Here is a 22098-nt window from a genome sequence, read left to right as displayed (position 1 = left end):
GCCATAGCGCAGGTTCTCCAAAGCAGCCCTTGCTCAAGCCGGCATGCGCCGCGATACAGCAACAAGCATTCGGGTCTTTGATTGACGCCAACGTCTGAAAATAGGTCGACCGAGTATCTTGATTCAAAAACCGACGTCCAAGCTCAATCCGTCCAAACGCTTACTGCCACTGGCCCGCGCCGATTAAAGCGCAGATGAAACTGTACGGGAGTACCAACTTCAATCTCGTCAAACGACTGGTCAACCAGCGCACTCATGTGCGCAAATACGGACGACGGATACCCGCCAAATTGAATAAAGAAATACCTATCCTTTTTGTCCGATATGGTACCTGCAAACTCGCTCAAACGCTCCGTGATGGGATCGCCAGAGGAAGGCGCCATTTTTCGAAAATTGTCAGGGGCCTTGGAGTCTATTTCTTCGAACAGCTTTTTGCTCTCTGTCGCTTGACCATTGAAGAACAGATACTCGGCAAGAAAGTATCTCGCTTCAAAATTGTGGTCTCCAGGCGAAAAGCTTGAGCGGAAGTGATAGATTATGTCTGAGGGATCACCTCCTGTCTCGATCTTGAGAAGCGCCGCCTGGAGATGGATTCCCTTGTCACCTGAGAACCGTTCGAGGGCATCATCTAGCGTCTTTGTTGCTTCGCTTTCGGAACCGCTTGCACGCTGAATTCGTGACAAGCGCGCAAATGCACCGGAATTCTTCGGTTTTACCTTGATCGCCTTCTCGAGCGCACGAGAAGCTTTTTCATCGTCACCAAGCGTTTGCCAGAATTGACCTTCAACAGTCGGAAATTCGGCCTGATTGGGAAAGTCCTGCTGGGCTTTCCGTAGTCTATTCACGGCATCAGCGACTTTCTCGTCAAATTCGAGAAGCTCATGATCTTTCGGGTCTTCTGACATGTCCCGCAGCAAGTCGATGGCTTCATCAACCAGTAGCCTACAGAACGATAGGTCTTTCCGGGAGTCCTTGAGAGTTATGCTATTCAGATACGACCTGGACTGAGCGCGTAGCCTTTCGCTTGCAACCTTTGAAGTTGCAGCGTTGGCCCGACGCCTCGCAACTTCCGCCAGCGTGTGGATGTAGATGTGGTTGTTTTCGTCTAGAGATCTTGCTAGCTCGGCGAGTTCTTGAGCTCTCTCGAGACAGCCCTTTCGATGCAGGTACTCAAGCATGGCCGCCTGCTGATGCAAAAAGGCAGTATCAGGAAGTGAGGTGAGTGCCGCATCAAATACGCTTCGAGCTGAATCGATATCGTTGAACTCTTGTGAAATGTTTCGTCCCTTGCAGATGCTCTCCACGACACGCTTGTCCGACGAAAAACCGACGTCGAGACAATTGATTATTCGGGTAAGCTGGGCGGCCTTTTCCGCATCATCGGAACAGGCCACACCAAACAGAATCGACGAAACACGGTGATGTCGCGTCTCGTAACCTTTGTCTCCTGTATACGGATCAGATACGACGTGGACGATGTCCTTGAGAGGGCCAAAGAAACGCTCCTCGAAGTCCGAGAACCGAATTCCACTCACGCGTGAAATGGCACCCGCTCTAGCCACGACCCCAAACTGATGCATCGTCGCAATATCCAAATATAGCTGCCGGGCTGCGTCTGGCGTGATCCTATCGTACTCTTCAAGGATAATTTTTTCGAACGGTTTGCCTTGGGTAAGTTCATGGAGGGCGACCAAGAGCTGCCTGTTGGCTCGATCCTCGTCCAAAAACGCCGCGATCCGATCAGGCTTCGATTTAGCTCGAAGCAGTCCAAGGCAGTTATGACGCTCTAAGAGATCGACAAGGTCTTCCGCCTCTCGTTCATTTAGGCGCCGCAAAAAATGGAGTTCTGGAGAAAACTCTTCTTCCAACTCGGAACAGTAATTCCCCCAATCGGCCTCGCGATCACTCGCAATAATCGTGATCGGCACATTTTTTCGTTTCAGGGTCCGAAGCAATGAACCGATTGCATCGCCGTGATTTGAAACCTGATCGACAAATAGAACGGCATGCTTGCCTGTAAGCCCAAAAAGCTCTTCAAATACTTCGGCCCTAGGTTGCCCGGTCGGGCGTAGCCAAAGTACCAACTCGTCCAGCGCGGTGGCGGCATCATAGGCTGCACGTCGAAGCGCGATTGTTTTCCCGGACCCGGCTGAACCATGTAGTACAAGGAACCGTTGCTGTCTCGTATCGCTATCGTCAAGCGCAGAATACAGAAGGTTCTCGCCAACTTTTCGACGGAAATCGAATTTGCGGACTATGCCACACCATCCGCGGTCATGACCGGAATAGAACTTATCGGCTTGCACTTCTTCAAATGAAACGCCGGAGTGAATATACAGAAGATCCGCTTCCAAACTCGCTCTAAGTTGGTCAGAGCCGACGTCATCGGTTCGGAAGAACCGGCGATACGGAGCGTCGGCAAAGTCTACTGGCAGACTTAGACTTCTGAACAAGTCCGGGACTTGGCCGTCCAGTGCGTCAACAAACTGCTCGAAGGTACCTTGGATCACGTCGACGCCCATGTTCGCCCAGAGTTTGATCACATGTTCATCCGCACCCGGCGAAACAATGTACCACTGCGGCCGGTTTTTGGGATCAATGTCATAAACCAAGGCACGGATATGAGGATCAGCAAGTTGGTAGCCAACGAAAACGACTGGGGATGATTGAGCCCATTGCTGAAGGCGATCAAACAAATGCTCTCGATTGTCCCGGTGTCTATGGTAGTGCTCATTCGACAAAACCAGCGGTATATCAGGATCGAGCCGATGATTGATGCATCCGTGAAGCTTGAAAAGCGGCAAAGGGTTCGTTTCCCTTTTTAGCCGATCATCATAGGGCTCAGTGTTCTTCACAAATGGTAAGCACGTCTGTTTACTTGATGGGTTGGCGGCATATCCCTGTTCTATGATCGTATCGTAATTCGTGGTGGCAAGCCCGCGCCACCGGAAGTCTGCGAGCTTAATGTGAGCGTCGGAGGGATCAAAGCCCGAAAAGAGTTTTGCGATTTCTTCGAAGACCAATGGCTGTCCAGCGCCAGAAACGATTGCCATCTCTGCAACCGTTGCGAGATCTCGCGTTTCCGATTTTGTGCCAAGAAATTTCGACGCCAAATGGTCTCTGAGTTGATTGCCGTTCGGTGGATGCTCGCCTTTAGCATTCCGGCAAGCCATGGATGCACCCGCCCCAAGGACAAGTACGGCCCTTTGCTCCTTAACTGCATCGACGAGGATGTGCGGAAGCTCGATGTCCGTTTTTTTCTTCTTGGGCATAATTCCCGCTCATGGTTCTCAAAGCGTATGCAGATGAATAGCGCGTTCATTCCCTGAGGTTCAACACAGCATAGGCGTGTTTTGCATCATCGCTCGCGCGTCCAATGTCGGCTTTCGCTCAGTCATCCAATTGCATTCGCCACCGCAGCGAATGACCGGAATCCGCCCCCTCTCTGCCGAGATTCTGCAGATGCAAGACCCAGCAGCGTGTTTCTTCGGGTTTGTCTGCATGAGCCGCCAGACTGAGATTTGTGGTGCCGTTGAAATCCGCACATGTCATTTGTTACAAACCGCCACATGCGGATGGTCATGCCGCCGCAGCCCCTTGCAGCGCCGTACCCTTCATGTAGCGGGGGCGTGTTGCTTAGTCCCGGCCAGCAGCAGGTCATGGCAGGCATGCCAGACTACGATGTCAACAAGTGAAAGCGACAATTCTGCAAGCTCAACCCCCTCGCGTGACTGTGTCCGGTGCCGGGTGGGGGCATAAGTTGGTAACTAATGAACACGTATTCTGGGCATGCAACGTCACGTCGAACCGACATCATCGCGGCATGTCGCATCATATCAGGCCCGATCAGGCGGTCAGCACCACAAACACCGCAAGCTGAACGTTTCACTTGACAATCTACCTTAGATTGTGTATTGTAATCGTATGTCAATTTATGCGAGCATATGCGCGGCCGCCCGGCCAAGGTGATTACAGCCGCTGAACAGCGGCGCATATTGCGACATCTCGATCTTTCTCCGACAGCTGCCCGTGACCGCGTGATGTTCCTCTTGACCATCACGGCGGGGTTGCGGGCCTGCGAGGTCTGCGCGCTTCGTTGGTCGATGCTGACCCGGGGTGATGGCTCGATCGGGTCGCATATCGAATTGCCTCCGGTTGCGGCCAAGCGTCGATCCGGGCGACGTATTCCTTTGCATCCTGAACTTCGGCGGGCGCTTGTCGGTCTGGCCCCGCGTGCCCGCGACCGGCAAGGGCCGGTGATCCGGTCCTGCCGGGGTGGGGCGATGTCACCCAAATCGCTGGTCAACTGGTTTACCGGGCTCTACCGGCAGCTGGGCTTGCAGGGCTGTTCGTCGCATTCCGGGCGGCGCAGTTTTATCACCCGGGCGGCACGCCAGCTGCATCGGGCGGGCGGCTCGCTGCGGGATGTCCAGCTTCTGGCCGGGCATCGCTCCATCCAGACCACGCAAGGCTATATCGACGGCGATGAACAGGCGCAGCGTCGATTGATCAAACTCATCTGACAGGAAAGGGACGAATGATGGATGACCGGGAGTCGATGGATGATGGAAAAGAACAAACTGGCAACATTGAGCGGCGGGAGGAGGATCAACCCTATGATGTGCGATTGGTTCGGATGTTGAACGATGCGCTTCGGCGGCGGGAACTGGGCGGCAATGTCTTCGTCACGCGTGGGGTCGGCATGCTGCCAAGGCAAGAACTCGCGGCGATCCTGCAAGCTGTCGCCTGTTTCGACGATTTTAATGAAGATAATGACCCCTATGGTGAGCATGACTGTGCGGTCATGACAGTGGGGCAACACCGGATCATCTGGAAGATCGACTATTACGACCGGGCGCTGAAGGGGTTTTCGCCAGACCCATCGAACCCGCACCTGACCCGCCGCATTCTGACCGTCATGCTGGCTTCGGAATATTGAATGGCGAACAGCAAGGCTGATGCCGCCCGAATGCTGGCTGAGTTGTGTCAGCTGATGATTGGCCCGGGTTATCTGGACGAGGTTGCTCATGAGGTGGCGGTGTCCGGCTTGGCGAAAGCACTGGCCAAGGCTGATGCCGGGTTTATCTATGACCAGCTGATGTTGTCACTCAGCATGCAGGGGATCTCCGACGATATCGCCACGCGCTATATCATCCGCCACGGCAATGCCACGCGCAGGGAGATCCGGGCCGCGCTTGCCCGCAGGCGTTGTGCCTGCCCAAAGCTCGCGGGGTTTGAGGCCTATACCGGCTGCCGCTACCGCAAGTCGGCAAACACATGCGCCCGCCCGCAGCATCTGCGGCTGTGCCCGGTGCGTAAGCTCCCTTTGCGCAAGGGCCTTTTGAACGTTCAGGCGCATTCGCTGCATTTCTTTCTGCGCGACATCTGTCAGGACGATGTGGCCGGGTTCATCGATCAGGTGATTGAGGTGGCGGTTGCGGAAGCCCGCACAGGCCCTGAGCGGCGCTGTGCGGCGGATGCCAGCATCGAAGCTAGGGTTTTGCCGCCCGATGCCGTTGCAGCTGCACGACAGGCCCTGCTGCGCCAATTTGGCCGGGTTGAGGGTGTATCGGCCAAGCTGGCCAATATGGTGCTGGCCGATATCCTGCTTGGGGGCAGGCCGAAGGACATGCGCTGGCGCGTGATCGGGGCAGCAATGTGCACCGTCGATGTGCTGGTCCATAAATTCCTTGATCGCACCGGCATCCTGCACGCGTTCGGGCTTGAGCATGCTTACGGCCCGCGCTGCTATCGGGAAACTGGCTGTGACGGGGTGATTGCCGAACTGGCACGTGTCGTGCCGGTGCAAAGCATCGACCCGGCTTACCCGGACTATTTCCCGCGGCTTCTCGAATTGGCCATCTGGCGCTTCTGTGCCGAAACCCAGCATGGTGTCTGTCGGACCCGCATTGTCGGCAAGGGCAGCCTTTGCAATCAACGCCACATCTGCCCAGTTGCGCGATACTGCGCCCGTGGCGGATCAAAGCGTCGCAGGCGGGGCAAAACATGATCAGCCACATTCAGGAGATCCCATGACTCATTGGTTCACCGCTGACCTGCATTTTGGCGATGAGGGTATCCTGCGCTACTTCGGGCGACCATTCAGAAGCATCACCGAGATGAACAACGCCATAATTGACGCCATCGCCACACGGCTGAAGGACGGCGACGATCTCTGGGTGCTGGGCGATGTCGCCGATACAAGCTCAGGGGGCGAAGAGCTTGCCCGGACCCTGATCGAGCGCCTGCCGGGTCGAAAGCACCTCATTCGCGGCAATCACGACGATGCAGCGATAACCAGCCTGCCATGGACCAGCCACCACGATCTGACCGAGATCACGGACGGGTCGGAGCGCTTTGTGCTCTGCCACTACCCGCTGCTGTCATGGAACGGTGCGCGACAAGGAGCCATCCAGCTTTTCGGGCATGTTCATGACCGCTGGCCGGGCTCCGACCGGCAGGTCAATGTCGGCGTCGATCTCTGGGACTTCGCCCCCGCAAACGCCGCCGATATCGTCATCAGAGCCGCAGGACAGAAATCGCTCAACATCGCGGATCAGATCGAGGGAGTGGGGTGAGGCGATAATGCTGACCAACAGCTCAGCTTTTCTGATCCATCGGCCTTAATCGCTGATTTCCATCCCCCTCAGCCACGCCGAAAATGCCGATTCACTGATGTCGCCTGAGGCAAGCTCTTCCATCATCCTGACACCGATCAGCGGGTCAGGTCGTTTGGCCGCACCATTCAGGCGCAGGAATGTAAATGCCGTCACAAATGCAGAGCGCTTGTTTCCATCGACGTAAGCATGCGCCTTTGCAATCCCGAATGCATAGGCGGCGGCGAGGTCGAAGACGTCCGGTTCACCGTAATGTTCCAGTTGCAAAGGGCGGGTACATCCGGCTTCAAGTAATGCAACGTCCCTTATGCCCGGTGCCCCACCATGCCGTGCAATCTGCCGGTCATGGATAATCAGCACTGCCCTCAATGGCACCCAAAGCCAATCACTCACGCAAGCGCCTGAAGCAGGTCGCGGTTTTCGTCCATGACGTCTTCAGCAGCGGCTAACACCGCCTGAAGTTCGGGGTCTTCCGTCATCAGCCTGAGGCCACCATCATCGGTGCGAACTGCATAGAGCGTGTCGCCTTCCTTCGCATCGAGGATTGCCAACATTTCGGCGCTGAGCGTCACCACCGACGAGTTACCGACCTTACGGATTTTGACCTGCATCATGCCTATACCTCACTTGAATATACAAATGTATACACATCTGCAACACTGCTATCAAGCAGGGTTTTTCAGTTCGGCATCAGCAAGAGCCGTTGGTAATCGCCTTTCGATCTCGCATCATGCCGCGTAGCGACCATCCTCCAGCACCGTGGCCTGCCCAAGAGCGGCGAGGCTTTCGAGCAGCGGTTGTACACTGGTGGTGCGGGCGCGGAGGAAGCGGCGGGCGATTTGTTCGGGGGTGGCCTCGCCTGCGGTTTCCAATGCCTCGCGGACGGCGGCGATCTGATCGGGCAGGGTTTTCGGCCACGGTTCTTTCTGCGCGGTTTCTACCACGCCCATATCCATGGCGGTCTGCGAGTCCTTCGCCGCGGCCATGCGGCCCTCGGGGTTCTGGTAGTCGGGGCGCAGCCAGCGGATATGGCCCTGCGCTTCTTCTGCCGCGCGTTCGTTGTTCAGCGCGACGAGGCGGAACAGGATCTCTTCGTCGGTCAGATCGGCGGGCCAGCCATAGGCGGCGGCGACCTCGGCGTCGATCTGGTCGTGCAGGTCGCGCAGGATGGCGATCAGGCCATGGTCGTAAATCTCGCGGTCCTTGCCCTCGATCCGGTCGCCTGCACGGAGTTTTTCCAGCACGTTATACATCTGGGTGAGAGTGAGTGTCGGATGCGCCGCCTGCTGGCGCTTGCGATGCGCGTCGAGTTCCTCGCCCAACTCGCGGAGGCGGGTTTTCTGCGGCTCGGTGAGGTCGGGGAAGGGGAAGGGATCGAAGCAAAGGCTGCTGTTGTATCGAGGATCATTGCCCATTCCCAAACGGGACCCGGCTGCGAGAGACCATATAACATGAATTTTTGAACTTAAAACACTGATATAAAATGTTTTCTCTAACCCGAAGGTCACGACCTCGCTTTCTGGCATGAAGTCTGGTGATGCTGTTTGAAAAATCCGATGCTTGGCGGTTCGCGAGGTTACGATCATGTGATTGAGTTCAGCAGTGGCTGCACGATAGCCACGCGCAGGGTCACCAAAAACCCACCAATTTTCGCGACGCCACTTCATATTGTTTTGGTCTCGCGCGGGCTTTACCTCATCAAGGATTTTCTGAAAAAGTGCGGGGTAGACGCTTTGGACTCTCTTCTCGTCAAGACCCCAGAAATCCACGACCCAATGCTGGCGGTTGCGTTGGACCAAATCGGTGCCGCCCACAAACGGGCGAACGACTCTTTTTTGGATCGCGTCGGTTCCTTGGGACAAAGATGTCAATTCTTCTTTCGTGCCGAGAAAGCCCATTCCAATCAGGAAAGCGCCACGATTGGCTATGCCCTCATTCGCCTTCAACGGCTTCGCCCCGGCCACATCCGCCCCGATCTGCAAATTCGCGAAGATTTTTCCGACCTGCATATCAAAGGTGACGGCCCGCCCATCCGCCTCGCTCTGCTCGCGGCTTTCGGTCACCACGCTCAGCAGCCGCCCCTGACGGTTGCCCGCCGCGCCCACGGTCATCGCGATCCGCACAGCCGCGCCAAGTGTCGCATCGACCCAAGGGTGATCCGGGATCGCGAACAGCAGGGATAGTGGCTTTTTCGGATCGTTCAGATGCGGCTCAACCACACGGCGATTGAAGGTCTGGCGCAGCGAATTGGTGGTGATCAGCCCGAAACGCCGCGTGCCCTTACCCTTCTTCGCGTCAAAGGCCCGCGCCGCAAGCGCCGCCTTTTCCCACCAGAACATCACAAGATCGGCACTTTGCGGCATTTTTGGATAGGCTTTCCACAGTGCCTCGACATAGCCATCGCCAAGGCTGTCGCGCAGGCGGCTGGCCCCGATGAACGGCGGGTTGCCGACGATGAAATCCACCTGTGGCCAGATGGTCGCTTTCGGCTTGGCATAGTCATAGACCTGCACCCGCGCGGCTGGGTCCGGCACTTCTTCCCCGGTCACGGCATGGCGGATCGTGGTCACGCCGTCCCACCGGGTGACCGGGTTACCATCTGCGTCCATGCGCGGGGTCCGGTCGGTCCATTGCAGCACCGCATCGGCATTGGTGATGTTCTTGAAATCACGCAGCACAGGCTCGCTCGGCGCGGCCTGACCATGGGTGCGGAAATGCCATTGCAGAAACCCGATCCACAGCACCAGTTCAGAGACCGCCGCCGCCCATGGGTTCAACTCGATCCCCAGAAACTGATGCGGGTCCACGGTCATGCCCGACAGGCCAAGCGAGGACTGGCTTTCGCCCAGTTCTTCCAGCAGGGCGGTCACCTCTCCCTCCAGCCGCTTCATCATCTCCAGCGCGACATAAAGGAAGTTGCCCGATCCACAGGCCGGGTCCAGCACCCGGATCTCGCACAGGCGGCGGTGAAAGTCATGGACCAGATTGCGGGCGTCACCGTCCTTGCCGTCTTCGGTCAGGCGCTGCACGGCGGTCTGGACATCCTTCCAGTCCTCGCGCAGTGGCTCGATAATCGTTGGCGTGACAAGGCGTTCGACATAGGAGCGCGGGGTGTAATGCGCCCCCAGCTTGTGGCGCTGCCGCTTGTCCAGAGCGCGCTCAAGAAGCGTGCCGAAAATCGCCGGTTCGACCTGCTTCCAGTCGGCCTGTGCCGCCTCGATCAGCAGGGCAAGCTGGGCATCGTTCAGCGGCAGGGCACTGGCATCGGCGAAGAGCCCGCCATTGAAGCGTTTCAGGTCCTGCATCAACACCTGCGAGAACCCGCCGCTGTTCATCGTCTGCCACAGCCCCGACAGCGACGGCGCGGCATGTTCGGGGTGGCCGCGCAGCTTTTCCAGCAACTCGGTGAAGCTGTGTTTCGGGATCAGCTCCACATCTTCGGCGAACATGGAGAACAGGCAGCGCATCAGGAACCGCGCCACCGCCTCGCTGTCATGACCCTGTGTTTCCAGCGATTTACCCAATGCGGCGAGATGGGTGGCAATCTCGCGCGTGACGCGTGCCGCCTGAAGCGAGGGGTCCAGCGACAGTGGGTTCTGCCAGATGGTTTTCAGCCGCGCGCGTATGGTTTCGTCAGTCAGGTCCTCCAACCGGATGCGGTAGCTGTTGCCGTCGGGGAACTGCGAATAGCCCTGACCCTGACCGGAAAAATCCGCATAGACCTCGATCACATGGCCGACATCGACAACCAGCAGAAAGGGTGGCCATCCATCCTCTCGCGCCACTGCCCGCGCATAGCGGTCGGCCTGATTGCGCGCCTTGAGCATTGTGTCATCCCAGCGGCGCGTGCCCCGTACGCCATGCCCGGTGCGCGCCTGTTTTGGGGTGTTGTTGTCTGTTGCAGGAAGCTGGTTCGTGCCTGAACCGGCCTTGCCTGCCGCCCCTTGCTTGGCCTCAAGGATGAAACAGCCTTTGCGGTAGAGGTCGATAAACCCATGCGAGCGCATGGAGGTTGGCCCGAAATCCACCGGACGCTCGAACCGGTAGCCGTCATTCTGATCGTCGCTTGTGGCGAGCTTGGGTTCCTCAACCCCCAAGAGCTGCGTCAGCTCGACCGCAAAACGCTGAAAATTCGCCCGCTCGCTACCGCCGCTGTCTTTCCACCGTTCTACGAATTCCTGAACTGTGATCGGCACCGGCAACTCCACCTCTGTCAGGTCCGATCAGTGGCAAAGAAGTGTCAGGACTGCAAGCGGGGTTGGGCTGGCAAAGCGTTCGGTCATCGGCGGACTGTGTCCAGCTTCATCCACGGAAGAGCAATGCAATCCAGAAAAATAAGTGGGGTGAAATGTGGGGCTCTGTGAAATAACCTCACCTCAAGTATCTAAAATATAAAGACAAATCAGGATATTGTGGCGGACGGTGAGGGATTCGAACCCTCGAGACGGTTCCCCGCCTACACACTTTCCAGGCGTGCGCCTTCGACCACTCGGCCAACCGTCCGTGCCAGCGCTAGTTAGCGGGTGATGCAGCGCTGTGCAAGGCTCAGAGTTTTGAAATTTTGTCCTGAAGCGCGGCAAGCTGACGACGGATATCGTCCATGTCGCCTTTGTCTTTGTTTTCCGCGTTATCCATCTCATCAGGTGCAGGCCCCGACGAGCCGCCGCGCCAGCCGCCCATCATCGCTTTCAGGAAGGCCTGCTGCTGGCGCTGAAGCTGGTCAAAGCCGGGCATGGAGGACATCGGCGTCGGCATGGAGGACATGTTTTCCATGATCTTCGACTGACCTTCGCGCAGCATCTCGAAGCTGGCCGCAAGGAATTGCGGCACCACGCTTTGCGCCTGGCTGGTATAGCTGCGCACAAGGTCCGTCAGCACATCGACCGGCAGGACATTTTCGCCGCGGCCTTCATGTTCCGCAATGATCTGGAGAAGATACTGGCGCGTAAGTTCGTCGCCAGTTTTCAGATCGACGATCTTCACCTCTCGCCCTTCGCGGATGAACCGGGCAATATCTTCCAGAGTGACGTAATCGCTTGTCTCTGTGTTATAAAGCCGCCGGCTGGCGTAACGTTTGATAAGCAATGGCGCGGCGGCGTCAGTCGTGGCCATCGGGCTACCTCATGAGTGCATTTGCAGCATTTTGCGTCCAATCCGCCGCAATTGCAAAGAAAAAGGGGCGGCACATCGTGCCACCCCTTCGTCATGCGATAAATCCGCTTCAGGATTTGGTTGCAGTGGTCGCTTTTTTGACAGCGGCCTGTGCTTGCTGCGTGGCTTTTTCAGCCGATTTCTGAGCGTCGTCTGCGATGTCTTTACCGGCAGCCATCATCAGGTCGACGGTTTCCATCTGCAGTTTCTTGGCGACTTCAGCGAAAGCTGACATGTGCTCGGAAGCGGTTTCAGCCGAAGCCGAAGCGAAGTCGGTGAAAGCTTTGGCATAGGCCGAAGCGTCGTCTTTCTTGGTGGTCAGTTCACCAACGCGGGCGATGGTGTCTTTGGCCCACTGAGCCGAGATCTCGGTCGAGCGCTCGGCAGCCGACAGCGCGACTTTAGCCATTTTTTCGTTCAGAGCGGACTGGGTTTTGAAGGCGTCCTGCATCGACGAGGTGTCGACCGGGAAGTTTGCCATCATGTCCTGCATCGTCTTGGTGAAATCGGGGGATTTAGCCATTTATCTTCTCCTAGCTGTGGCGGCGGGAGGGAGGGAGGGATTGGCCGCCGGTTTAAATTCCGTGGCCATTACATAGATGCTGCGTCGCAGCATTGCAAGGGATTTTTCTGCGTCGCAGCAAATTCTAACGATTATAAGAAAACCGTCCGTCAGTGGCGTTCGTGGACATAGCTGCCCGGCGAGGGTCCCAGCCCTTCCGCAGGCTCGCGCGCGGGAACCATGTCACCAGAACGCTCGGCCAGCCATTTCTCCCATGTCGGCCACCAGCTGCCTTCGGCGAATTTCGATTCTGTTTGCCAGGTTTCCGGACCCTCATCGAAATTGCCGCTGCCAGTGTAGTGACCATATTTCTTCTTGCTGGGTGGATTGACGATCCCGGCGATATGGCCCGATTCAGACAGGATGAAGCGCTTATCCGTCGAAGCCATCTGTGCCACGCCGCGCCAACTGTATTTCCACGGGGCGATATGATCAGTCTCGCAGCCGATCGCGCAAACCGGCAGCGTAATATCCTTGACCGAGACATTGTGCCCATGCACCGGGAAGCCGTCGCCGACCAACAGGTTCTGCTGGCAGAGACCGCGCAGATAATCGACCGTCATTTTTCCGGGCAGATTCGTCGCATCCCCGTTCCAGTAAAGCAGATCGAATGCCGGTGGCGTCTCGCCCATCATATAGGACCGGATGGCCGGTCCCCAGACAAGATCATTGGCGCGCAGAAAGCTCATCGTGCGGGTCATGAGCTGCGATGCAAAAATCCCGTTCCGTTCGACCTCCGCCGCGATCCCTTCGACGAAATCCTCCTGAAGGAATGGCGTGAACTCCCCCTGCTCGCTGAAATCGGTCAGTGTGGTAAAGAAAGTCGCGGATTCGACACGGTCATCCCCGCGCTGCTCCATCAGGCCCAGCGTCAGCGAAAGCGTCGTGCCCCCGATGCAGTAGCCGACCGCGTTCAGTTTCGGTTGCGCGGTGATCTCTTCCACTGCATCCATCACGGACAGATAGGCGCTGACATAATCTTCTAGGCCCGTCCCGGCATAGCTGACATCCGGGTTCTTCCATGACACCACGAACAGCGTATACCCCTGATCGACGATCCATCGGATCAGGCTGTTTTCGGGCTTGAGATCGAGAATGTAGAACTTGTTGATCCAGGGCGGAAAGATCACGACCGGTGTTGCGTGCACCTGCTCTGTCGTGGGAGAGAACTGGATCAACTCATACAGGGGTTCCTGCCGGACCACCCTGCCCGGCGCGGTTCCGATATTCTCACCCACCGCAAAGGCATTGCGGTCAGCAAGCGAGACCACCAGCTCTCCGCCGTTGCTCTCGATATCACGCACCAGGTTCTCCAACCCCTTCACCAGGCTCTCACCCTCGGTTTCCAATGCGCGTTCGATGGCATCGGGATTGGTGGCGAAGAAATTCGTCGGCGCGAACATATCGATGACCTGATTGGTCAGCCAGGTCAGCCTGTGCTGATCGACATCGCTGTCCATATCAAGCCCGGCCGCGGCTTCACGCATGGCCTGTGCGTTGATCTGGTACTGGTTCTTGACCATGTTGAAGTAGGGATGGCTTTGCCAGAGCGGGTTTTTGAAACGCTTGTCCGTCTCCGGCTCTTCATCTTGCGGTGCGGTCAATTTTCCCTTGGCGAACTGAGACTGCATTTCTGCGTAGCGCGCAAAGGTCGCGCCCCAGTATTTCACCTGCTGTTCAAGGACTCGCGCAGGTTGTTCCGCCCACATTTTAGCCATAGCCATGCTGGCATTGACCATCAGGTCTGCGCCCGGCCCCTCAACCCCCGGATCGTGCATCGGCTTGCGCGACAGGGCTGCGGTCAGACGTTGCGTGAGCGATTCGATCCGCTCCATATTCTCGCTGAGCTGGGCCGATCCCGCGCCACGCGGATTTGCCTTGGGCGCTGCCTGCGTCGTGGCAGCTTGGGGCGTGGGCCGCGATGGGCTAGCCGCAGTCCGCTGATCGGTCCCGGCATTCGATTTAGCGGCATCACGGGCAAGATCGGCCTTCGCGGCGGCAGAGGCCGGCGCCGCCGATTTTCTCGCAGCCGATCGCGCCGAAGTATTTTTTGCTGCAGACGCAGCTTTCGTGGCAGAGGATTTTGCAGCAGTCGCACGCGGCCTTCTGGCGGCTGGCTTAGCAGTACTGCCTTTGGCAGCCGCAGCTGTCTTGCGCGTGGCCGCCGTCCTGGTAGATGCCGCTGCTTTGGAAGTCGTGCCTTTTGACCCGGTGGACGAATTGCGCGAAGCCTGCGTCGATTTCGTCGCCCGCGCAGTTTTCGCAGCGGCTTTCTTCGGCGCCGAGGCTGATCCGGCAGCGCCGCGCCGAGGTTTCTGCGCCGCAGCATTTTCGCCACTCCCCGTGCTTTTCGGTGTGTCCTTGCTTGCCATGCCCAATTAACCCCCCTACTGTTTCTCCTTGATCTTAGCGGCCATAACGGCTTTGAAAAGGGTAAGTTTCCCAAAGGAAACGCGACAGAAACCAATGCAAACGGGGCGCAGATGGGCAAGCAACCGCTTAAAGGGCTGATCTCCTACGACGCGATGGAGACGATCCGGAACACGAATGAATGGCTTGGCGCATCGGCGCGCGCAATGGCCTCTTATCCGATGTTCGCCATGATCCCGCACCCGATGTTCCGCCTGATGAGCGCATGGGGCCGCGTCACCGAACGCAGCTTCTCCCGCATGGTCATCAAGCCGGATTGGAATCTTCCGCCCATCGCCGGTGCCGACGGTCAGGACCATATCGTCTATGTCGAACCAGTCCTGAAGCGCGATTTCGGTGATCTGGTGCGGTTCCGCGTCGCCCGCCGCGATCCATCTCCTCGCAAAATCCTGCTGATCGCGCCCATGTCAGGCCACTATGCGACGCTGCTGCGTTCGACTGTAACCTCGCTCTTGCCTGATGCCGATGTCTACATCACCGACTGGCATAATGCCCGGAACATCCCGGTCAGCAAAGGCAAGTTCGATATCGAGGATTATACCGAATACCTCGTCGAGTTCATGCAGCATCTCGGCCCGGAACTGAATGTCATCGCCGTATGCCAACCCGCCCCGCTGGCACTGGCAGCCACCGCAATCCTTGCCGAACGCGACCCGAAGTCGCAGCCACGTACGCTGACGCTGATCGGCGGGCCCATCAATCCGGATGCGGCGGCCACCGACGTCACCGATTTCGGCAATCGCCACACGATGGGCGAACTGGAATATATGGTCATCCAGCAAGTTGGCTTCAAATATAAGGGCGCCGGTCGGATGGTTTATCCGGGCCTTGCCCAGCTTGCGTCCTTCATCGCGATGAACGCCGAAACCCATACGCAGGCTTTCGTGGACAAGATCATCGCAGAAGCACGCGGCGAAGGCTCCGAAGCCGACCGCCACAACAAGTTCTACGATGAATATCTGGCCGTGATGGACATGACGGCAGAGTTTTATCTTTCAACGGTCGAACGCATTTTCAAAGGTCTCGAAATTGCCGAGAATCGCTTCACAGTGAACGGCAAGCCCGTCGACATCTCGAAGATCAAGGATGTCGCGGTCATGACGGTGGAAGGCGCGAATGACGATATTTCGGCCCCCGGTCAGTGCGTCGCGGCGCTCGATCTTTGCACGAATGTTCCCGAAGACAAGAAAGCCCAGCATCTCGAACCCGGCGCGGGCCATTACGGCATTTTTGCAGGCAAAAGCTGGCGCCTGAACATCCGCCCTCTGGTTCTCGACTTCATCGACGAAGCCAGCGCCGAGGCAGAGCGCAAACCCAAGCGGCGCCGCGGGGCAGAGCCGCATACGAATGTCACCGAACCGCTCAAGGATGACAGCAAAGTCGCTGTCTGAACGTGGCGCGGCATTTTCGCGCCACCCCCCTCGGTGCATAACCGCTGTCTATCTTCGGTGCGCAAATACCTCGGGGTGTGGGGCAGCGCCCCACGAATTATCCCATCCGCTCGGAGGCATAGCTGCCGGGTGAGGCCGGAAAGACCACCGTGCGCCCGGCATTCAGGAACACCCGGTGGTGGATATGCGCATGGATCGCGCGGGCCAGCACCTGCGCCTCGACATCGCGGCCAAGGCTGACGTAATCGGCAGGCGATTGCGCATGGGTGACGCGCACCGTTTCCTGCTCGATAATCGGACCCTCATCCAGGTCGGCAGTCACGTAATGCGCCGTCGCCCCGATCAGCTTCACACCGCGCTGATACGCCTGCTTATAGGGGTTCGCGCCTTTGAAGCTGGGCAGGAAAGAGTGATGGATGTTGATGATCCGCCCAGACATTTCCGAACACAGCCGGTCAGACAGGATCTGCATATAGCGCGCCAATACCACCAGTTCGGCGCCGGTTTCGCCGATCACATCCATCAGCCTTGCCTCGGCTTCGGGCTTGTTCTCCTTCGTCACCTTGATGTGGTGAAAGGGAATATCATGGTTAACGACCAGCTTCTGATAGGTCAGATGGTTCGAAACCACACCGACAATATCGACCGGCAGCGCCCCGATACGCCAGCGATACAGAATATCGTTCAGGCAATGCCCAAAGCTGGACACCATCAGCAGCACTTTCATCCGCTGCGTCGCGTCATGGATGGCGGCTTGCATGTCAAAATCACGCGCAATCCCGGCAAACCCGTCGCGCAGCGCCTCTATGCCCAGCCCATCCACATCGCGAAAGCTGACACGCATGAAGAAGCGTCCCGATTCCATGTCATCAAACTGCGCCGAGTCGGTGATGTTACATCCATTCCCGGCCAGAAAGCCCGAAATTGCCGCAACGATCCCCCGCCGCGTCGGGCAGGTGACGGTCAAGACGAGGTCTGGCATAAAAACTCTCCTAAAAAACCTAATCGCAAACCCAAGAACTGGCCTTGGCACCAACCTGAAAAAAAGGCCGCGCCAGCAAGAAAGTGGCGGCCCATCACATCAGATCTGTTTTTCCGGCATATTAACGACCAGCCCGTCAAGCGCGTCGCTGACTTTCAGCTGGCATGTCAGGCGAGAGCGCGACGGATCTGGTTCCCATGCAAAGTCCAGCATGTCCTCTTCCATCGGGTCTTTTTCGGGCAGCCGGTCCACCCATTCCGGCGCGACATAGACATGGCAGGTCGAGCAAGCACAGGCCCCGCCGCAATCAGCCTCGATCCCCGGGATCCCATTGTCGCGCGCACCCTCCATGACGGTCATGCCGTTCTTGACGTCGACCTCATGTGCGGTGCCGTTATGCTCGATATATGTGATCCTGGCCATGGCTTGCTGCTCCTCGTATCTGGACCCGGAGATAGGTCATTCATTGCGCAAAGAAAAGGGCGGGACCAAAGCCCCGCCCTGACGCTTTTTCGTGGGTGATCAGTCCTGGATCGAAATCGCGACAAAGCGCGGCTCGCCGCCCCGACGGATCATCAGCAGCAGGGATTTGCGCCCGGCCTCGCGCGCTTCGTCGATACGCGCCTGCAGGTCACCGACCGATGAAACCGGTTGCTGACCGGCCTCTGTGATGACGTCGCCCGGTGACAGGCCCTTATCCGCCGCATCCGAACTCGGCTCGACCTCGCGCAGCACCAGCCCTTGCTGATCCTCATCAAGCCCCAGTTCGGTGGCAAGCTCAGGGGTCACTCGCTGCAGCTTCATGCCAAGCAGCTCATCTTCCGCAGGACTGTCTGACGGACGGTTTTCGCCACCACCTTCGCCGTTGCCTTCTGCCGTTTCGCGGCGGCCAAGTGTGACAGCGACGTCCTGCATATGACCTTCGCGAAGAACGGTCACGTCAACCTCTTCGCCAATCGGGGCCTGTGCGACGCGGGCGACCAGATCGCGGTCATCCTCGATCTCATTGCCAGCGAAGTCGACGATAACATCACCCGGCCGGATGCCGGCTGCCGAGGCGGGGCCGTCGAAGACATCGGTGACCATCGCACCACGATCCTGTTCCAGACCAAGCGACTCGGCAATCTCCGGTGTCACACGCTGAATCTTCACGCCCAGCCAACCACGACGGGTTTCACCGAATTCCCGCAGCTGATCGACGACATTTGTGACGACATTGGCCGCCATCGAGAAACCGATCCCGATAGAGCCGCCATTCGGCGACAGGATCGCTGTGTTCACCCCAATCACCTCGCCATCCATGTTGAACAGCGGCCCGCCAGAGTTACCGCGGTTGATCGAGGCATCGGTCTGGATGAAGTCGTCATAGGTCCCGGTCAACGCCCGGCCACGCGCCGAAACGATCCCGGTCGAGGCGGAAAAGCCCTGCCCCAGCGGATTGCCGAGCGCCAGCACCCAGTCACCCACACGGGCGTCGTCACTGTCGCCGAAGCCGACGAAGGGCAGATCCTGTGCGTCGACCTTCAGAAGCGCGATGTCCGTCTGGGCATCGGTCCCGACGACCTCGGCGCTGCGGCGGGCGCCATCGCGAAACTCGATCTCGATCTCGTCCGCGCCGTCAATGACGTGATTATTGGTCACGATATAGCCGTCATCCGAAATCACGAAACCAGAGCCGAGCGCATTGGCCCGCTGCGGCGATTGCTGCTGGCCGAAAGGATTGTTCTGGTTGGGCGATGGCATGCCGAAATCGCGGAACAGATCCTCGAACGGGCTGCCTTCGGGGAACATGCGGCCTGTCGGCCGTTCGATGACAGAGCTGGTGTTGATATTCACCACCGCAGGCGAAACCTCTTCCACCAGATCGGCAAAGCTTTCGGGCATCACCTGCTGACGGCGCGCCTGCGTGTCTGGCGCGGTAAGCGGCGCCTCGGAACTGTTCGCTGCAGGAGGAGTGGCCTGAGCCGCTTCCTGAGCAGTGACAGGCAATGCGCCCAAAGTCAGAGCCGCGATTGAAGCGGTGGCCATAAAACGGGTTACAGGATTGCGCATCCAATGATCCTTTCCATTTTAGCGCGGGATTGCAGTGCAAGACCTCGGTCGAGTTGCAAAACGCAACAAACGTCAGATAGGGCGACGTTGCAAATAAATCACGCTCCGCTTCGATGAACTCATCGTGACTTGCGAAAAGGAAAGGGGCAGCAGTGCCGCCCCTTCCGCATCAGTTATTCGTCGCGGGCTGAACCGCTTCCGGTTCCGGCACCGTTTCGGGCTCTTCTGCCGCTGGCTGGTCCGGCACAACCACAGCAGCACCATCCGCTTCCGCTTCCGTTTCGTCGGCCTCAACCGCTATCGCTGCATCGGCGCTTCCTTCGGTCTGCTGATCGACGTCATCGGTCGCAGGCTCTGCCGGGGCTTCATCATCCAAAGCTGCGTCTCCGCCGCCGATCGCCTCGCTGGCGGGCGCGACGGGGCTTTCGGATGTCGATTCACCCATTGCAGCACCCGGTTCGCTGTCCCACGGCATTTCAATCGGACGCGGCACCACTGCGCTTTCCGGCTGAATGGGTTCTGCCGGCGTGGAAGAACCTGTCGCCCCTTCCGGCAGGGTAGAGAAATCTTCGTCTGCGGGCAGATCCTCCGGCGCTGTCGCGGGCTGTGCATCCGCTGAACCATCGCGGCCGATATAGGCGAAGAAATCACCGTCCGGCGGAATGACCAGTTGCGAGTTGCCAGCCTGAAGCGCGGTCTCATAAGCCTCAAGCGAGCGGGTGAAGGCAAAGAATTCCGGATCGCGGCCATAGGCGTCTGCGTAGATCTCGTTCCGCGCAGCGTCAGCCTCACCGCGGATGATCTCGGCATTGCGGCGGGCGTCAGAGGTCAGCTCGACCTGCGTCCGGTCAGCCGCTGCACGAACCCGGCGGGCGGCTTCGTTACCGCGTGCGATTTCATCCGCAGCTTCCCGCTCACGCTCTGCCCGCATCCGGTTGAATGTTTCGGTCAGGTTCTGCTCTGGCAGGTCGGTGCGGGTCAGGCGCACGTCGATGATCTCGACCCCAAGCCCTTCGGATTCCGAACGCACCTCATCCCGGATCGCGTTCATCAGCGAGGTCCTGTCATCCGAAAGAATGGCCGTGGACGGAACACCACCCAGAACGATCCGGATCGCATCCTGCACGATCGGATCAAGACGACGCAGCGCAGCCTGTTCCCCATCAGGACCGACGGCCTGACGGAAGCGCACGACATCGACGATCCGCCAGCGGGCGAAGGCGTCCACGATCACGCGGCGACCATCCAGCGGGTTGATCTCCAGCGGAGAGGTCTGAAGCCCCAGCATCCGGTCGTCATAGCGGACAACATCGTCCAGCAGCGGCATTTTAAGGCCAAGACCCGGCGTTTCCTTTACCGTCACCACGCGGCCAAGTCGCAGGACAAGCGCCTTCTCGCGTTCGTCAACGATATAGATCGCCATCGCCAGAATGACGCCGATAACGATCAGCAGCGGGATGGCCAGCGTTGCAAGTAGGTTTCTGCGAGCCATCAGTTGCCCCCGTTCGTCGTAGTCGTCGTATTGGCGCCCGGATCGCCGCTTGCGGCATTGGCGTCGTTCAGCAGTTGTTCTGAGGTTTCAGAACGTGACGCAGGCGATGTCGCCCCGCCCTGACTGCGCAGCTGGTCAAGCGGCAGGTAAGGCACCACCCCGTCACCTGCCGACGGGTCGATGATGACCTTGTCGACATTGCCCAGAACACGCTCCATCGTTTCCAGATACATCCGTTTGCGCGTCACCTCTGGTGCGCGGGCATATTCCGCATAGACCGATTTGAAGCGCGCGGATTCACCCTGCGCGTCGTTGACGGACTGGGCGCGATAGGCCTCGGCTTCTTCGACCATGGCCGCAGCCTCACCGCGTGCGGCGGCAAGGATACGGTTGGCATAGGCATCCGCTTGCAATTCCAGTGCGTCGCGGCGCTGCTGCGCGGCGTTCACGGCCCGGAAGCTGTCGATCACCTCGGCGGGCGGGTCGACCTTCTGGAGGTTGACGCGCACCACGTTGATACCCGACTGATAGCTGTCCATCGTCCGCTGCACGGCAACACCGAGCTCTTCGGCGATGGCACCAAGATCGCGGTTCAGGATCGGCGACATTTCCGAACGCGCAATAATGTCACGCATCGAGGTTTCTGCGACCGCCCGCATGGTTCCAGACGGATCGGCGAGGTTGAACAGGAATTGCTCCGGGTCAGAGATATTCCAGACCACCTGATATTCCATATCCACGATGTTCTGGTCGCGGGTCAGCATCAGGCCCGTATCTGCAGCCACGATATTGCCCGATCCCTGACGCGATGTGTCGATTTCATCCGTGCCAAGGTCGGTGACGCGTTCGCCCGTGACCTGCACGATTTCCTTCGTCACAACCGGCCAGGGGGCAAAGTTCAGACCCGGCTCACCGGTGCCGATCGACCGACCGAACAGAAACTCGACAGAGCGTTCTTCAGGGCGCACCGTATAGAAGCTGGCGAAAGCCCAGACAGCGACAAGGGCCAGACCGCCGAATACAAGCGTGCGGCGATCAAGGCTGAAGCCGCCACCACCGCCACCCGGGCGGCGCGGACGCTTGCCATTGTCACCGGAACCGCCCCGGCCGCCCATGAGCACGCGCAGCCGGTCCTGGCCTTTCTTCATCAGTTCCTCAATCTCGGGCGTCCCACCTTGCGGACGCTGACCGGGACGCCGCGGAGGCTCGGGCCGCTGTTGTCCGCCCTGATCCCCTCCTTGACCCCACGGACGCTGACCGCCACGCGGCGGCTCCTTGCCGCCCTTGTCGCCGTCATTGCCACCATTTCCGCTGCTGCCGCCACCCCAGGGGCCTTGTGCCATCGATATGCCTCTTCCTGTTTCGTCTTTCGTCGTTGTGCCTGAAACTGGGGCTCAGACCGGGAAAGTCAAGCTAAACCG

The 22098-nt window shown here is 58.5% G+C and carries 17 protein-coding genes, 1 tRNA gene and 1 pseudogene; 6 read left to right on the top strand and 13 right to left on the bottom strand.

Features of this window, described 5'->3' with window-relative positions:
• Window positions 1-143: 143 nt before the first annotated feature.
• Complete coding sequence (locus PAF20_RS04520; RefSeq protein WP_271072545.1) at window positions 144-3272, bottom strand: P-loop NTPase; 3129 nt, start codon at window positions 3270-3272, stop codon at window positions 144-146.
• Window positions 3273-3944: 672 nt separating this feature from the next.
• On the opposite strand from PAF20_RS04520, the gene PAF20_RS04515 reads away from it, so the two are divergent.
• From PAF20_RS04515 to PAF20_RS04500, 4 genes are read left to right on the top strand one after another with little or no spacing between them, the layout of a single operon-like run.
• A complete protein-coding gene (locus PAF20_RS04515) occupies window positions 3945-4523 on the top strand; it encodes a tyrosine-type recombinase/integrase (RefSeq protein WP_271072544.1) in 579 nt (192 codons plus the stop codon).
• 14 nt (window positions 4524-4537) lie between these two features.
• Window positions 4538-4939 (top strand): DUF3768 domain-containing protein, encoded by a 402-nt coding sequence (locus PAF20_RS04510; protein ID WP_271072543.1) that lies wholly within the window; start codon window positions 4538-4540, stop codon window positions 4937-4939.
• A complete protein-coding gene (locus tag PAF20_RS04505; RefSeq protein WP_271072542.1) occupies window positions 4940-6010 on the top strand; it encodes a hypothetical protein in 1071 nt (356 codons plus the stop codon).
• Window positions 6011-6032: 22 nt separating this feature from the next.
• On the top strand, window positions 6033-6578 hold the full coding sequence (locus tag PAF20_RS04500; RefSeq protein WP_271072541.1) for a metallophosphoesterase: 546 nt from the start codon (window positions 6033-6035) through the stop codon (window positions 6576-6578).
• 45 nt (window positions 6579-6623) lie between these two features.
• Here the strand turns inward: PAF20_RS04500 and PAF20_RS04495 are convergent, their stop codons facing one another.
• The 7 genes from PAF20_RS04495 to PAF20_RS04465 all read right to left on the bottom strand — a co-directional run bounded on the left by PAF20_RS04495 (window position 6624) and on the right by PAF20_RS04465 (window position 14165).
• A complete protein-coding gene (locus PAF20_RS04495; protein ID WP_271072540.1) occupies window positions 6624-7010 on the bottom strand; it encodes a type II toxin-antitoxin system death-on-curing family toxin in 387 nt (128 codons plus the stop codon).
• Window positions 7007-7231, bottom strand: coding sequence for an AbrB/MazE/SpoVT family DNA-binding domain-containing protein (locus tag PAF20_RS04490; RefSeq protein ID WP_271072539.1), 225 nt, complete (start codon window positions 7229-7231; stop codon window positions 7007-7009). The genes PAF20_RS04495 and PAF20_RS04490 overlap by 4 nt, the downstream gene beginning before the upstream one ends.
• Window positions 7232-7345: 114 nt before the next feature.
• Window positions 7346-10813 carry a class I SAM-dependent DNA methyltransferase gene (locus PAF20_RS04485; protein ID WP_271072538.1) on the bottom strand — a complete coding sequence of 1156 codons (3468 nt, stop codon included), beginning with the start codon at window positions 10811-10813 and terminating at the stop codon, window positions 7346-7348.
• A 217-nt stretch (window positions 10814-11030) separates the two neighbouring features.
• Window positions 11031-11120, bottom strand: a tRNA-Ser gene (locus tag PAF20_RS04480).
• 42 nt (window positions 11121-11162) lie between these two features.
• A complete protein-coding gene (phaR, locus tag PAF20_RS04475; protein WP_271072537.1) occupies window positions 11163-11729 on the bottom strand; it encodes a polyhydroxyalkanoate synthesis repressor PhaR in 567 nt (188 codons plus the stop codon).
• A 109-nt stretch (window positions 11730-11838) separates the two neighbouring features.
• Window positions 11839-12291, bottom strand: coding sequence for a Phasin (locus PAF20_RS04470; RefSeq protein WP_271072536.1), 453 nt, complete (start codon window positions 12289-12291; stop codon window positions 11839-11841).
• A gap of 149 nt (window positions 12292-12440) precedes the next feature.
• Window positions 12441-14165: a PHA/PHB synthase family protein gene (locus PAF20_RS04465; protein WP_271072535.1), complete on the bottom strand. Its 1725-nt coding sequence runs from the start codon at window positions 14163-14165 to the stop codon at window positions 12441-12443.
• 235 nt (window positions 14166-14400) lie between these two features.
• On the opposite strand from PAF20_RS04465, the gene PAF20_RS04460 reads away from it, so the two are divergent.
• Together PAF20_RS04460 and phaZ are read left to right on the top strand one after the other, a co-directional pair.
• Complete coding sequence (locus PAF20_RS04460; protein ID WP_271072534.1) at window positions 14401-14712, top strand: hypothetical protein; 312 nt, start codon at window positions 14401-14403, stop codon at window positions 14710-14712.
• A 101-nt stretch (window positions 14713-14813) separates the two neighbouring features.
• On the top strand, window positions 14814-16151 hold the full coding sequence (gene phaZ, locus PAF20_RS04455) for a polyhydroxyalkanoate depolymerase (RefSeq protein WP_271072533.1): 1338 nt from the start codon (window positions 14814-14816) through the stop codon (window positions 16149-16151).
• A 97-nt stretch (window positions 16152-16248) separates the two neighbouring features.
• On the opposite strand, the gene purU is transcribed toward phaZ, so the two are convergent.
• From purU to hflK, 5 genes and pseudogenes are all read right to left on the bottom strand, one after another.
• On the bottom strand, window positions 16249-17133 hold the full coding sequence (gene purU, locus PAF20_RS04450) for a formyltetrahydrofolate deformylase (protein WP_271072532.1): 885 nt from the start codon (window positions 17131-17133) through the stop codon (window positions 16249-16251).
• Between the two features lie 99 nt (window positions 17134-17232).
• Entirely contained in the window at window positions 17233-17556 is a 324-nt protein-coding gene (locus PAF20_RS04445; protein ID WP_271072531.1) for a 2Fe-2S iron-sulfur cluster-binding protein, read from the bottom strand.
• Between the two features lie 99 nt (window positions 17557-17655).
• On the bottom strand, window positions 17656-19185 hold the full coding sequence (locus PAF20_RS04440) for a Do family serine endopeptidase (RefSeq protein ID WP_271072530.1): 1530 nt from the start codon (window positions 19183-19185) through the stop codon (window positions 17656-17658).
• Between the two features lie 481 nt (window positions 19186-19666).
• Window positions 19667-20677: pseudogene (hflC, locus tag PAF20_RS04435) on the bottom strand (protease modulator HflC); the annotation flags it as partial.
• Window positions 20677-22020 (bottom strand): FtsH protease activity modulator HflK, encoded by a 1344-nt coding sequence (gene hflK / locus PAF20_RS04430; protein WP_271072529.1) that lies wholly within the window; start codon window positions 22018-22020, stop codon window positions 20677-20679. The pseudogene hflC and the gene hflK, both read right to left, overlap by 1 nt.
• Between the last annotated feature and the right edge of the window lie 78 nt (window positions 22021-22098).

This window comes from Paracoccus albus, from assembly GCF_027913035.1.
Taxonomy (GTDB): Bacteria; Pseudomonadota; Alphaproteobacteria; order Rhodobacterales; family Rhodobacteraceae; genus Paracoccus; species Paracoccus albus.
This window is presented reverse-complemented; position numbering and strand designations above follow the sequence as displayed.